Below are 14,082 nucleotides of genomic sequence, written 5' to 3' on the forward strand. Positions count from 1 at the left end.
TTTTTTACCCAAAAATGAACCACCTGGATATGTGGTATTAGAACACCTTTTGAGAGGAGGAAAAATCGATGCCTACAATTAACCAATTAGTTAACAAGCCTCGTAAACCAAAGAGCACAAAATCAGATTCACCAGCTCTAAATAAAGGGTACAACAGCTTCAAAAAGTCTCAAACTAACGTGACATCACCACAGAAACGTGGAGTATGTACGCGTGTTGGTACGATGACACCTAAAAAACCAAACTCCGCATTGCGTAAATATGCGCGTGTACGTTTGACAAACCAAATTGAGGTTAATGCTTACATCCCTGGAGAAGGTCACAACCTTCAAGAGCACAGTGTAGTTCTTCTTCGCGGCGGACGCGTAAAAGATTTACCGGGTGTACGTTACCATATCGTACGTGGAGCACTTGATACAGCTGGAGTAAACGGCCGTATGCAAAGTCGTTCTAAATACGGAACTAAACGTCCTAAAGTAAAAAAATAATATTTTAAATTAACGAAGTTACTTCGTTGAAAGGAGGAACATACATGCCTCGTAAAGGTCCTGTAGCTAAACGTGACGTGTTGCCAGATCCAATTTATAATTCGAAATTGGTGACACGCTTAGTAAATAAAATGATGGTTGACGGAAAAAGAGGTACTTCACAAAAGATTTTATACGGAGCGTTCGAGCTAGTTAAAGAACGTAGCGGTAAAGATCCAATTGAAGTATACGAACAAGCATTAACTAATGTTATGCCAGTTCTTGAAGTACGCGCTCGCCGTGTTGGTGGAGCTAACTATCAAGTACCGGTTGAAGTTCGTCCTGAACGCCGTACAACTTTAGGTCTTCGCTACCTTGTAAACTATTCACGTCTTCGTGGAGAGAAAACAATGGAAGAGCGTTTGGCTAATGAAATCATGGATGCTGCTAACAACACTGGTGCAGCTGTTAAGAAACGTGAAGATATTCATAAAATGGCGGAAGCAAACAAAGCGTTTGCACATTATCGCTGGTAATTTCTTTCGAGATGTTTACATCTTAATCCGAAACGGAAGGAGAAAAACAACATGGCTAGAGAGTTCTCCTTAGACAAAACACGTAATATCGGAATCATGGCACACATTGATGCCGGTAAAACGACTACTACGGAGCGTATTTTATATTATACAGGTAGAATCCACAAAATCGGGGAAACACATGAAGGTGCTTCTCAAATGGACTGGATGGAGCAAGAGCAAGAGCGTGGAATCACAATCACTTCTGCTGCAACTACCGCTTCATGGAAAGAACACCGCGTTAACATCATCGATACTCCAGGACACGTAGACTTCACTGTAGAAGTTGAACGTTCATTGCGCGTACTTGATGGTGCAGTTACAGTTCTTGATGCTCAATCAGGTGTTGAGCCTCAAACTGAAACAGTTTGGCGTCAAGCTACAACTTACGGAGTTCCACGTATCGTATTCATCAACAAAATGGATAAAATCGGTGCTGATTTCTTATATTCTGTAGGTACGTTGCATGACCGTTTACAAGCTAACGCTCACCCAGTTCAATTACCAATTGGTGCAGAAGACAACTTTTCAGCAATTATTGATTTAGTTGAAATGAACGCGCGCTTCTATCCAAACGATTTAGGAACTGACATTACTGAAGGTGAAATTCCAGAAGAGTATAAAGAACTTGCAGAGGAATGGCACACTAAATTAGTGGAAGCTGTTGCTGAGCTTGATGAAGACTTAATGGAAAAGTATCTTAGCGGCGAAGAACTTACTGTAGAAGAACTTAAAGCTGGTATCCGTAAAGGAACGCTAGATGTTGAGTTTTATCCAGTAGTTTGTGGAACTGCGTTTAAAAATAAAGGGGTTCAATTGATGCTTGATGCAGTAATTGATTACCTACCATCTCCATTGGATGTACCTCCAATGACTGGTGTTCTTCCGGATTCTGACGAAGAAGTATTGCGTAGACCTGATGAAAGCGAGCCGTTCTCGGCTTTAGCGTTTAAAGTAATGACGGATCCATATGTAGGGAAACTAACTTTCTTCCGTGTGTATTCTGGATCACTTAAATCTGGATCTTATGTTCAAAACTCTTCTAAAGGAAAGCGTGAGCGCGTAGGACGTATTCTACAAATGCACGCAAACTCTCGTGAAGAAATTGCTGAAGTATATTGCGGAGACATCGCTGCTGCTATCGGACTTAAAGATACATCTACGGGTGATACTTTGAGTGACGAGAAACAACAAGTAATTCTTGAGCGTATGGTGTTCCCAGAACCAGTTATTTCTCTTTCTGTGGAGCCTAAGTCGAAAGCAGATCAAGATAAAATGGGTCAAGCCCTTGCTAAATTGCAAGAAGAAGATCCAACTTTCCGTGCGCACACTGACCAGGAAACTGGCCAAACAATCATCGCGGGTATGGGTGAACTTCACCTTGATATCCTAGTTGACCGTATGCGTCGTGAATTCAACGTAGAAGCGAACGTAGGTGCACCTCAGGTATCTTACCGTGAGACATTCCGTGACACTGCTAAAGTTGAAGGTAAATTTGTACGCCAATCTGGTGGACGCGGGCAATTCGGACACGTTTGGATCGAGTTTTCTCCAAACGAAGAAGGAGCAGGTTTTGAATTCGAAAATGCTGTCGTTGGTGGTGTTGTTCCACGTGAATACATCCCAGCTGTTGAAGCGGGTCTACGTGACTCTCTAGACAACGGTGTTATTGCCGGATATCCATTGATCGACATCAAAGCTAAATTGTACGATGGTTCTTACCATGATGTTGACTCGAATGAGATGGCATTTAAAGTTGCTGCTTCTATGGCACTTAAAAATGCAATTTCAAAAGTTAGACCGGTTCTTCTTGAGCCAATTATGCGCGTTGAGGTTGTTATTCCTGAGGAGTACCTTGGAGATATCATGGGTGACATTACGTCACGCCGAGGCCGTGTAGAAGGTATGGACGCTCGCGGAAACGCTCAAGTTGTTCGTGCTATGGTACCTCTTGCAGAAATGTTCGGTTATGCAACTTCATTGCGTTCTAATACGCAAGGCCGTGGTGTGTTCTCAATGCACTTCGATCACTATGAAGAAGTACCGAAATCAATTTCTGAAGAAATCATCAAAAAAAATAAAGGTCAATAATTGAATTTCGATCTTTAATGCAGTATAAATAGTTTGTATGCTCGGAGTAATAGGGCCCTATTATTCCAGCACATCAAACAAACCAACACTTATATTTCGAGGAGGATTTTTCTAATGGGTAAAGCTAAATTTGATCGCTCAAAAACACACGCAAACATTGGTACTATTGGTCACGTTGACCATGGTAAAACTACTTTGACTGCAGCAATCGCTACAGTTCTTGCTAAAAAATCAGGTGGGGAAGCTCGTTCGTACGCACAAATCGACAACGCTCCTGAAGAAAAAGAACGTGGAATCACAATCAATACTTCACACATTGAATACGAAACTGACTCTCGTCACTACGCACACGTAGATTGCCCTGGTCACGCCGATTATGTTAAAAACATGATCACTGGTGCTGCTCAAATGGACGGCGGAATCTTAGTAGTATCTGCTGCTGACGGCCCAATGCCACAAACTCGTGAGCACATCCTTCTTTCACGTCAAGTTGGTGTACCTTACCTAGTAGTATTCATGAACAAATGCGACATGGTAGATGACGAAGAACTTCTTGAATTAGTTGAAATGGAAGTACGTGATCTTCTTTCTGAATATGACTTCCCTGGCGATGACATTCCTGTTATCAAAGGATCTGCTCTTAAAGCTCTTGAAGGAGAGCCTGAGTGGGAAGAAAAAATTGTTGAATTAATGAACGCTGTTGATGAGTATATTCCTACTCCACCACGTGATACTGATAAGCCATTCATGATGCCTGTTGAGGATGTATTCTCAATTACTGGCCGTGGAACTGTTGCTACAGGACGTGTTGAACGCGGACAAATTAAAATTGGTGATAACGTTGATATTATTGGTATCACTGAAGAGCCAAAATCTACAACTGTAACTGGTGTAGAAATGTTCCGTAAATTACTTGACTATGCTGAAGCTGGCGATAACATCGGTGCACTTCTTCGCGGAGTTTCTCGTGATGACGTACAACGTGGACAAGTATTGGCTAAACCTGGCACAATTACTCCACACACTGAATTCAAAGCTGAAGTTTATGTTCTTTCAAAAGAAGAGGGTGGACGTCATACTCCATTCTTCACAAACTACCGTCCACAGTTCTACTTCCGTACAACTGATGTAACTGGTGTTTGTAACCTTCCTGAAGGTGTAGAAATGGTTATGCCTGGAGATAACATCGAAATGATCGTTTCTCTAATCTCTCCTATCGCACTTGAAGAAGGAACTAAGTTCTCTATCCGTGAGGGTGGACGTACTGTAGGCGCTGGCGTTGTTGCTACAATTACTAAGTAATAACTGCTGAGTGTTGATTTAAGACCTTGTCTCATTATTTATGAGACAAGGTCTTTTTTTATTTTAAAGCATGTGAAAGCAGCTTAATTAAGTGCTAATTAAAAAGCATTCTAATTTTTTTGGAAGTTCTAGAAAGCTAGTGGTACCAATAATGAAAACGGATACATTATTTTGGAATGTTCAAAATTAACTAAAAAATGAAATAAATTATATTGACACACTCTTCGATAGGCGATATGATAGCAACAATTTACAAAACACATACAGAATTCGATATATTGCATATTATAATATTAAGAAAGAAGTGAACATCATGACTGAACAAGTAATTTATATAAATGGTGAGTTCGTAAAAAAAGAAGATGCTAAAGTTTCAGTTTATGATCATGGTTTTTTATACGGAGATGGTGTATTCGAAGGAATACGTTCTTACAATGGAAATGTTTTTCGATTAGAAGAACATCTTGAGAGACTTTACGATTCAGCAAAATCAGTAATGCTCGAGATTCCACACACTGTAGAAGAAATGACTAACATTGTTGTACAAACTTTGCGAGAAAATAAATTCAAGGATGCCTATATTCGTCTTATTGTTTCGCGGGGAGTTGGAAATCTTGGATTAGATCCATATAGTTGTTCGCATCCAAGCGTCATCGTAATAGCAGAAGAGTTATCTCTTTTTCCAAAGTCAATGTATGAAACAGGAATTGAAATCGTTTCTGTTGCTACACGAAGAAGTCGCTCGGATGTATTGAGTCCTAAAGTTAAATCCTTAAATTATATGAACAATATTTTAGTGAAATTAGAAGCAAACCTAGCAGGTGTATCTGAAGCTCTTATGTTAAACGATCAAGGCTATGTAGCTGAGGGCTCTGCTGATAATATCTTTATCGTTCGAAAAAACAAAATTGTAACACCTCCCGGTTATGTAGGTGCTTTAGAAGGAATTACACGGAACGCTATTATAGATGTAGCGGCAAAAAAAGGCTATGAAATTCAAGAAGGTGTTTTCACAAGGCATGATGTTTATGTCGCAGATGAAGTGTTCTTAACTGGTACAGCTGTTGAAGTAATTTCCGTGATTAAAGTCGATGGTCGTGTAATAGGTGAAGGAAAGCCAGGTTCTGTCACAACTGATTTACTGGAATCCTTTAGGGAACTTGTTCAAAACGATGGTGTTAAAGTTTATGCAGATCATTTAAATGTAGTGTAAGAAAACGGAATATTAGTTTAACTCAATGACGAGGTTAAAGTAAATGAAAATTGTATTCACAGAGAGCCGGTACAGGTGGAAGCCGGTAATACAACCATTTGCGACATCCCCTCCGAGTGGATTGCTGAAAAGCGTAAGCTGTTTAGGTAGTCCCGGTAACTTGCAAGTTAAAAGTTATCGTTATCAACGGATAAGCATTGCTTGTCCACGAGGCTGCGGTTGCGCAGTAAAATAGGGTGGTACCATGAAACTTTTTCATCCCTATGCAAAGAACAAGTTTCTTTGTGTAGGGATGAAAAAGTTTTTTTATTTTATAAGAAACTTAGAAAAGGAGGCGGAAAGATTGGGAGTAAACGTACAGGTTAGAGAAGAAGTAAAGCAGCAATTAACAGGTAGTGGTGCAGATGTGTTGATTCAATCCTTGAAAAATCAAGGCGTAGAAATGATTTTTGGGTATCCCGGAGGCGCGGTGCTACCAATTTATGACGCCTTACACAGAAATCCAATACGCCACATCTTTGCAAGACATGAACAAGGCGCAATTCACGCAGCTGAAGGCTATGCGAGAGTAACTGGAAAAGCGGGTGTTGTACTTGCTACGTCTGGACCAGGTGCCACAAACTTAGTAACTGGAATAGCCGATGCCATGTTGGATTCCTTACCGTTAGTCATTTTCACAGGACAAGTTGCTACATCAGTGATTGGGACAGACGCTTTCCAAGAAGCAGATATCGTTGGAATTACACAACCAATCACGAAGCACAACTACCAAGTGAAAAAAGTATCGGATTTACCGCGAATCGTAAAAGAAGCATTTTACATCGCTTCAACTGGACGTCCCGGACCAGTGCTAGTAGACATTCCAAAAAATATAGCTGCTGAATTTTTTTTATCCAACAACGCAGACGAAGCGATTAATTTGCCAGGGTACCAACCAACTTTACAACCAAATTATTTACAGATTCAAAAAGCCGCACAACTACTATCACAGGCAAAAAAGCCGTTAATCCTAGCAGGTGCTGGTGTACTTGCAGCAAAAGCAACAACAGAGCTTAAAGCATTTTCAGAACAACACCAAATTCCAATTACTAATACTTTACTAGGGTTAGGGAGTATTGCAGGCGAACATAAATTATTTTTAGGAATGGCTGGAATGCATGGGACTTACACGGCCAATACAGCAATTTGTGATTGCGACGTGCTACTAAATGTGGGAGCTCGATTTGATGACCGGTTGACTGGAAATCTTGCTCACTTTGCACCAAATGCTCAAGTGATTCATATAGATATCGATCCAGCAGAAATCGGAAAAAATGTTCCGACAGCGATTCCGATTGTATCGGATGCTAAAGAGGCGCTGATTCAATTACTCAATCATCCATTTGAAAGTCCGAGTACAACAGAGTGGTTAGCAAAATTATCGGATGATAAAGCAGAATATCCACTTCAGTATCATATGAAAGGACGAGAAGGTATTCTTCCTCAACAAGCAGTTGAATTGATTCACCGGTTGACTGGAGGCGACGCAATTGTAACCACTGATGTAGGACAGCATCAAATGTGGGCAGCTCAATATTACCGCTTTAATCATCCGCATAATTGGGTTACTTCAGGCGGCTTAGGCACCATGGGCTTTGGGTTTCCAGCAGCTATCGGAGCACAACTCGCCAAACCGGATGACCAAGTCATAGCCATTGTAGGAGATGCTGGGTTCCAAATGACGTTGCAAGAATTATCTTTGCTTCAAGAGCTGAGACTTCCCGTAAAAATTGTTATTTTAAACAATCAAAGCTTAGGAATGGTCAGACAATGGCAAGAAACATTTTACGAATCGCGTTATTCACAGTCGTTAATGCCCATCCAACCAGATTTTGTAAAATTGGCAGAAGCTTACGATATTAAAGGCTATAAAGTAGAAACAATGGCAGAAGCGGAAGCGGTGTTTGCAGAAGCATTTAATTCAAAAGAGCCAGTCTTAATCGATTGCCGTGTGATCCAATTGGAATGTGTGTATCCGATGGTCGCACCAGGCAAAGGCTTGAATGAAATGATCGGAGTGAAAGGCGAATGAAGCGAGTCATTACAACAACGGTGATCAACCAGAGTGGTGTGTTAAACCGCGTCACGGGTTTGCTTATGAAGCGGCAGTTTAATATCGAAAGCATCTCGGTTGGTCATACAGAACAGCCTGGCATATCGAAAATGACTTTTGTCGTCAATGTAGAAGATAGAGGGAAATTAGAACAATTACTAAAACAACTACAAAAACAAATTGATGTACTTAAAGTGAACGATATTACGGAGAAAGCAATGGTCATGAGAGAGCTTGCGCTAGTAAAAGTAGTTGTACCGTCAGCAATCAGAAATGAAGTGCTCAGTATCGTTGAACCGTTTCGAGCAACAGTGGTTGATATGAGCAAAAATGTAACAACCTTTCAAGTGACAGGCGACCCGGAAAAAATTGAAGCGTTTATTGATTTAATGAAACCATATGGTGTGAAAGAACTCACTCGAACTGGGGTATCAGCCTTTGTTAGAGAAACACAAAAAGCACAAGCACCGCAATTGAATATCTTATAAAAACCCAAACTCGAGGAGGAAATTAAAAATGGCAAAAATGTATTATAACCAAGACGTAAACGAACAGGTACTTAAAGGTAAGAAAATCGCAGTAATCGGTTATGGTTCTCAAGGCCACGCACATGCACAAAATTTAAAAGAATCTGGATTTGATGTAATCGTTGGTGTACGCCCAGGTAAGTCATTTGATCAAGCGAGAGATGACGGTATGGAAGTGGCTACAGTAAAAGAAGCAGCACAAGCAGCAGATGTCATCATGATTTTAGTGCCAGATGAAAAACAAACACAAATTTACAATGCAGAAATCAAACCATCATTAAAAGCTGGCAAATCAATTGTTTTCGCACATGGCTTTAATGTTCACTTTAACCAAATTGTTGCACCTGCTGATGTAGATGTATTCCTAGTAGCTCCGAAAGGACCTGGACATCTTGTACGTCGTACGTACGAGGCTGGAGCTGGCGTCCCTGCATTATTCGCAGTTCATCAAGATGTATCGGGTCAAGCTCAAGAAGTGGCGCTTGCTTATGCAAAAGGAATTGGAGCTACACGCGCAGGCGTTTTGGAAACAACATTTAAAGAAGAAACAGAAACGGATCTATTCGGAGAACAGGCTGTTCTTTGCGGTGGTGTGACTTCTTTAGTAAAAGCTGGATTTGAAACACTTGTTGAAGCTGGATACCAACCGGAACTTGCGTATTTCGAATGCATGCACGAATTAAAATTGATTGTTGACTTAATGTACGAAGGTGGTTTGTCAGGCATGCGTTACTCAATTTCAGATACAGCACAGTGGGGAGATTTTGTATCAGGGCCACGCATTGTCGATGCAGATACAAAAGCGCGTATGAAAGATGTTCTAACGGATATCCAAACAGGGAAATTCGCAAAAGGTTGGTTGCTTGAAAATCAACTAAACCGTCCAGAATTTACGGCAATTGAAAAAGCCGAAGAGTCACACCAAATTGAACAAGTTGGACGTGAATTGCGCGCTATGATGCCATTCGTTAATGAAGGTAAGAAAACTAAACAAAAAGAGGTGGCTGCTAATGTCACAAATTGATATTTTTGATACAACATTACGAGACGGAGAACAGTCGGCCGGAATTAACTTAAATACAGCAGAAAAAATTGAAATCGCCCGTCAACTTGAACGCCTGGGCGTGACGATTATCGAATCAGGATTTCCAGCTTCATCGCCAGGAGATTTTGATGCTGTGCAGCGAATTGCAGGCACAGTAAAAAATTCAATCGTAACCGGACTTGCTCGTTCGATACAAAGTGATATTGACAAAACGTGGGAAGCGTTAAAAGGAGCGGAACAGCCGCATATCCATATCTTTTTAGCCACCTCACCTATTCATATGGAAACAAAGTTATTTAAAACACCCGAGCAAGTGGTTGAACTTGCGGTAGAATCCGTAAAATACGCACGTAAGTTTTTTCCGCTAGTTCAGTGGTCGGCGGAAGATGCTTCTCGTTCAGATCCAGAATTCTTAGCGCATATTATCCGTAAAGTCATTGAAGCTGGCGCGACGACCATTAACCTTCCAGATACAGTGGGTTACGCAACCCCTCAAGAATATGGGGCAATGTTTAAGTATATGACAGACAACGTAGCAGGAATTGAAAAAGTAAAGCTATCTGCACATTGCCATAATGATTTGGGAATGGCGACAGCCAATACACTCGCTGCGATTGAAAATGGAGCCACTCAAATTGAAGGAACCATCAATGGTATCGGAGAACGCGCGGGTAACGTCGCACTTGAGGAAATTGCGGTTGCTTTGCATATCCGAAAACAAATTTTCAATATCGAAACAGGCATTAAATTAAATGAAATTAAACGGACAAGTCAACTAGTAAGCCAGTTAACAGGTAGCTTGATTCAACCAAACAAAGCGGTAGTGGGAAAAAATGCTTTTGCCCACGAATCGGGAATTCACCAAGATGGTATGTTGAAGAACCCGTTGACTTATGAAATCATTACTCCGGAATTGATTGGTGATGTAGCTACTGAATTGGTGCTAGGTAAACATTCTGGACGCCATGCCTTTAAAGACCGTGCTATCAAAATGGGCTTTGACTTATCTGAAGAAAAGTTGAACAACGCATTCGTTGAGTTTAAGAAGCTAGCTGATCGTAAAAAAGAAATTGTGGAAGATGATTTGTATGTTTTACTAACAGATCAGCAAATTCACGATGATGAAACTCCGGTCTACAAGTTGGAAAGCGTTCAAGTTCAGTATGGTACGGCAAATATTCCGACGGCTACCGCTTCTACCTATCACCCGAACGGAGAACTAATTAGTGAAGCAGCTACGGGAGCAGGATCGGTTGAAGCAATTTTTAATACACTAGAGCGGATTGTGGAAGGCAACGTGCATATTTTAGATTACCGTGTGACTTCTATTGGTAAAGGACGTGACGCATTAGGCGAAGCAGTTATCAATATGAGTTATAACGGTGAGACAGTAACGGGACGCGACGTTGCACAAGATGTTTTAGAAGCAACAGCGAAAGCTTATTTAAACGCAGTTAATCGTCAAATTGTTCAAGTAGGAAAGAAAGTTAGGATGTCGGCGGTTTAGAAGAACAACTCAAACGAGGAGGAATTTAAAATGAAAAAAACAATAGCAGTATTGCCAGGAGACGGAATCGGACCGGAAGTGACAGATGCAGCGGTAAAAGTGCTGCAATCCATCGCAATGCGCTATGGACATACTTTTCATTTAAAGCATGCGGAAATCGGTGGCGCAGCGGTAGATCAATTTGATAACCCGCTACCTCAGCAAACCATTGATGTTTGTGAAGCGAGTGACGCAATTCTCCTCGGTGCAGTCGGTGGGACAAAGTGGGATGCTAATCCTGCTCACTTGCGTCCTGAAAAAGGGCTTTTGAACATTCGGAAGCATTTCGGCTTGTTTGCGAATCTTCGTCCGGTTAAAGCCGTGCCAGCATTGCTTAGTTCTTCTCCGTTAAAAGAAGAAGTAGCAAAAGAAGTAGACATGATCATTGTCCGCGAACTAACGGGAGGTTTGTATTTCGGTGAACCAAAACGTCGCTCAGAAAAGGCAGCTGTGGATACATTGGTTTACACAAGAGAAGAAATTGAACGTATTGTAACGCAAGCATTTGAAATTGCGCGTACACGTAGAGGCAAAGTAACTTCAGTTGATAAAGCCAATGTTTTGGAAACGAGCAAGCTATGGCGCGAAGTTGTAGAAGAACGCAAAGCTGCATATCCAGATATCGAAGTTGAACATATGCTAGTCGATTCAGCAGCCATGAAACTAATCACAGATCCACGTGCTTTCGACGTCATGGTTACAGAGAATATGTTTGGCGATATTTTGAGTGATGAAGCTTCAGTTATTACAGGATCACTTGGCATGTTGCCATCTGCGAGTATCCGTTCAGACGGTTTTGGACTGTATGAGCCTGTACACGGATCAGCACCAGACATTGCAGGTCAAAACAAAGCCAATCCAGCTGCCGCGATTTTGTCAGCTGCGATGATGCTAAAACATTCATTCGGACTGGATACAGAAGCTGCTGCTATTGAAAAAGCGGTAATGGGTGTTCTAGAAGACGGGTACTGTACGGGAGATTTAGCAGGTAATGGCAAACGAGTCGTCTCAACCGATCAATTTGTCACAAAAGTTGTTGAAGAGCTGGAACGAGAATTTGTATCAGAACATATCATGTATTCTTATGTGTAAGTAAAAGGAGCGGTTGGCATGGCAAAAACCATCATAGAAAAAATTTGGGAACAACACATTGTCTTCGAAGAGCAAGGAAAGCCGGACCTGCTGTATATCGACCTTCACTTATTGCATGAGGTGACTTCACCACAAGCGTTTGAAGGGCTTCGATTAAACGGACGCAAAGTGCGCCGGCCGGATTTGTGTTTTGCAACGATGGATCATAATGTGCCAACAAGAAATCGGGACACGATTACAGATCCCGTATCGCGTAAGCAAATCAAAACCCTGCAGGACAATTGTGACGAATTTGGTGTACCACTTGCGGGTATGAATCATCCCGACCAAGGAATTGTCCATGTTATTGGACCTGAACTAGGATTGACGCAGCCTGGTAAAACAATAGTTTGTGGCGATAGCCATACTTCAACACACGGCGCTTTTGGCGCATTGGCATTTGGCATTGGCACAAGTGAAGTAGAGCATGTGCTTTCTACTCAAACTCTTTGGCAATCAAAGCCGAAGACAATGGAAGTCCGAATTGATGGCAAACTGGGCTTTGGTGTTTCTTCCAAAGACGTTATTTTAGCCATTATTTCGAAATTTGGCATCGATATGGGTACCGGATATATTATGGAATACACGGGTAGAGCCATTCGGGAGTTGTCGATGGAAGAACGTATGACTGTATGTAACATGTCTATTGAAGCTGGCGCTCGTGCAGGTTTGATTAGCCCCGACGAAAAAACAGTCGAATACTTGAGAGGGCGTAGACATGTTCCTGAAGGCGATGCATTTGAAAAAGAAGCGGCTCGTTGGCTGGCTCTTGCAACAGACGAAGGCGCAAAGTATGATGCGGTCGTTTCAATTCATGCGGATGAAATTTCTCCATTCGTCACGTGGGGAACAAACCCGTCAATGGGCTCAGGTATTGCAGAGCGTGTTCCATCTACTGCTGATTATGATAAGCAATCGGACAAAGACGCACTGCAACAAGCTTTGACTTATATGCATTTAGAAGAGGGAATGCCACTTTCTTCTATTGCGATCCAACATGTGTTTATCGGTTCTTGTACCAATGCTCGCCTAGGTGATTTACGTGCGGCAAGTAGAATCATTAAAGGGAAGAAAGTGCATCCATCAGTAACGGCGATTGTGGTTCCTGGGTCTGAAACGGTCAAACGTGCAGCTGAACAAGAAGGACTAGATCAAGTATTTCTTGAAGCGGGCTTTGAATGGCGTGAGACGGGATGCAGTATGTGCTTAGCGATGAATGAAGATTCGGTACCTGCAGGTGAACGCTGTGCATCCACTTCGAACCGGAATTTTGAAGGTCGGCAAGGAGCAGGGTCAATGACGCATCTAGTAAGTCCTGTAATGGCTGCAGCTGCTGCCATTGAAGGGCATTTGACAGATGTCCGTCACTATATGAAAGAACCGGTGTCATCGCTATGACAAAAAACAGTAAGGAGGCCAATCGATGAAACCAATTAATCAAATTACAAGCGTCTTAACACCATTAGATCGTAAAAATGTAGATACCGATCAAATCATTTCAAAAGAGTTTTTAAAACGCATTGAACGAACAGGATTTGGTAAGTATTTATTTTATCATTGGCGATTTCATGCTGATGGTTCACCAATAGAAAATTTTGTATTGAATGATCCTCGTTTTAACGGCTCCGAAATTTTAGTCGCACAAGAAAATTTCGGTTGCGGTTCTTCTCGTGAACATGCTCCGTGGGCCATTTTAGATTATGGATTTCGTGTAGTGATTGCGCCTAGCTATGCGGACATTTTCTATAACAACTGTGTTAAAAACGGCATTTTGCCAATTCGCTTAAAAGATCAAGAAGTGGATGAATTGATCGATAAAGGACAGCAACAAAATTTTAAATTAGAAATCAATTTAGAAGAGCAGTCTGTCATAAGTCAAGACGGTACTTGCTATAAATTTGCTATTGATCCGTATTGGAAAGAAATGCTATTGAATGGCTGGGATGAAATTGCGTTGACGATCCAATATGATTCCTACATAGCCGCTTATGAAGAAAAACAACGTGCTTAATCTGTGTGGAAGACCTTTTACTTAACCGTAAAAGGTCTTTTTTTCGTTTTGAAATAAAAGAGTAATCTTCTGTTGACAACTA

The 14,082-nt window shown here is 41.4% G+C and carries 12 protein-coding genes; all 12 read left to right on the plus strand.

The annotated features are described in order from the left end of the window. The first annotated feature begins 68 nt into the window (after positions 1 to 68). The 12 genes from rpsL to leuD all read left to right on the plus strand — a co-directional run bounded on the left by rpsL (position 69) and on the right by leuD (position 14,000). Complete coding sequence (gene rpsL, locus I858_RS00560) at positions 69 to 488, plus strand: 30S ribosomal protein S12 (protein WP_049694534.1); 420 nt, start codon at positions 69 to 71, stop codon at positions 486 to 488. A 44-nt stretch (positions 489 to 532) separates the two neighbouring features. Further along, complete coding sequence (rpsG, locus tag I858_RS00565) at positions 533 to 1,003, plus strand: 30S ribosomal protein S7 (protein WP_049694535.1); 471 nt, start codon at positions 533 to 535, stop codon at positions 1,001 to 1,003. A 51-nt stretch (positions 1,004 to 1,054) separates the two neighbouring features. Then, on the plus strand, positions 1,055 to 3,133 hold the full coding sequence (gene fusA / locus I858_RS00570; protein WP_049694536.1) for an elongation factor G: 2,079 nt from the start codon (positions 1,055 to 1,057) through the stop codon (positions 3,131 to 3,133). A 114-nt stretch (positions 3,134 to 3,247) separates the two neighbouring features. After that, positions 3,248 to 4,435, plus strand: a complete 1,188-nt coding sequence (gene tuf, locus I858_RS00575) for an elongation factor Tu (RefSeq protein WP_049694537.1) — start codon at positions 3,248 to 3,250, stop codon at positions 4,433 to 4,435. 313 nt (positions 4,436 to 4,748) lie between these two features. Beyond that, positions 4,749 to 5,648, plus strand: coding sequence for a branched-chain-amino-acid transaminase (gene ilvE / locus I858_RS00580; RefSeq protein ID WP_049694538.1), 900 nt, complete (start codon positions 4,749 to 4,751; stop codon positions 5,646 to 5,648). Positions 5,649 to 5,991: 343 nt separating this feature from the next. Next, entirely contained in the window at positions 5,992 to 7,719 is a 1,728-nt protein-coding gene (gene ilvB / locus I858_RS00585) for a biosynthetic-type acetolactate synthase large subunit (protein ID WP_049694539.1), read from the plus strand. Beyond that, positions 7,716 to 8,228, plus strand: coding sequence for an acetolactate synthase small subunit (gene ilvN / locus I858_RS00590; RefSeq protein ID WP_049694540.1), 513 nt, complete (start codon positions 7,716 to 7,718; stop codon positions 8,226 to 8,228). Before ilvB ends, ilvN begins: the two co-directional genes overlap by 4 nt. Before the next feature lie 28 nt (positions 8,229 to 8,256). Next, on the plus strand, positions 8,257 to 9,291 hold the full coding sequence (gene ilvC, locus I858_RS00595; protein WP_049694541.1) for a ketol-acid reductoisomerase: 1,035 nt from the start codon (positions 8,257 to 8,259) through the stop codon (positions 9,289 to 9,291). Beyond that, positions 9,278 to 10,819 (plus strand): 2-isopropylmalate synthase, encoded by a 1,542-nt coding sequence (locus I858_RS00600; protein WP_049694542.1) that lies wholly within the window; start codon positions 9,278 to 9,280, stop codon positions 10,817 to 10,819. Before ilvC ends, I858_RS00600 begins: the two co-directional genes overlap by 14 nt. 30 nt (positions 10,820 to 10,849) lie before the next feature. Then, on the plus strand, positions 10,850 to 11,950 hold the full coding sequence (leuB, locus tag I858_RS00605; RefSeq protein ID WP_049694543.1) for a 3-isopropylmalate dehydrogenase: 1,101 nt from the start codon (positions 10,850 to 10,852) through the stop codon (positions 11,948 to 11,950). Positions 11,951 to 11,968: 18 nt separating this feature from the next. Beyond that, positions 11,969 to 13,387: a 3-isopropylmalate dehydratase large subunit gene (gene leuC, locus I858_RS00610; protein WP_049694544.1), complete on the plus strand. Its 1,419-nt coding sequence runs from the start codon at positions 11,969 to 11,971 to the stop codon at positions 13,385 to 13,387. A 25-nt stretch (positions 13,388 to 13,412) separates the two neighbouring features. Then, positions 13,413 to 14,000, plus strand: a complete 588-nt coding sequence (gene leuD / locus I858_RS00615) for a 3-isopropylmalate dehydratase small subunit (protein WP_049694545.1) — start codon at positions 13,413 to 13,415, stop codon at positions 13,998 to 14,000. The last annotated feature ends 82 nt before the right edge of the window (positions 14,001 to 14,082 follow it).

It is taken from the genome of Planococcus versutus (genome assembly GCF_001186155.3).
GTDB lineage: Bacteria > Bacillota > Bacilli > Bacillales_A > Planococcaceae > Planococcus > Planococcus versutus.

What these genes read in the sequence shown, in the direction of transcription:
- rpsL (WP_049694534.1), top strand. Translation starts at nt 69, where the DNA reads ATGCCTACAATTAACCAATTAGTTAACAAGCCTCGTAAACCAAAGAGC.
- rpsG (WP_049694535.1), top strand. Translation starts at nt 533, where the DNA reads ATGCCTCGTAAAGGTCCTGTAGCTAAACGTGACGTGTTGCCAGATCCA.
- fusA (WP_049694536.1), top strand. Translation starts at nt 1,055, where the DNA reads ATGGCTAGAGAGTTCTCCTTAGACAAAACACGTAATATCGGAATCATG.
- tuf (WP_049694537.1), top strand. Translation starts at nt 3,248, where the DNA reads ATGGGTAAAGCTAAATTTGATCGCTCAAAAACACACGCAAACATTGGT.
- ilvE (WP_049694538.1), top strand. Translation starts at nt 4,749, where the DNA reads ATGACTGAACAAGTAATTTATATAAATGGTGAGTTCGTAAAAAAAGAA.
- ilvN (WP_049694540.1), top strand. Translation starts at nt 7,716, where the DNA reads ATGAAGCGAGTCATTACAACAACGGTGATCAACCAGAGTGGTGTGTTA.
- ilvC (WP_049694541.1), top strand. Translation starts at nt 8,257, where the DNA reads ATGGCAAAAATGTATTATAACCAAGACGTAAACGAACAGGTACTTAAA.
- I858_RS00600 (WP_049694542.1), top strand. Translation starts at nt 9,278, where the DNA reads ATGTCACAAATTGATATTTTTGATACAACATTACGAGACGGAGAACAG.
- leuB (WP_049694543.1), top strand. Translation starts at nt 10,850, where the DNA reads ATGAAAAAAACAATAGCAGTATTGCCAGGAGACGGAATCGGACCGGAA.
- leuC (WP_049694544.1), top strand. Translation starts at nt 11,969, where the DNA reads ATGGCAAAAACCATCATAGAAAAAATTTGGGAACAACACATTGTCTTC.
- leuD (WP_049694545.1), top strand. Translation starts at nt 13,413, where the DNA reads ATGAAACCAATTAATCAAATTACAAGCGTCTTAACACCATTAGATCGT.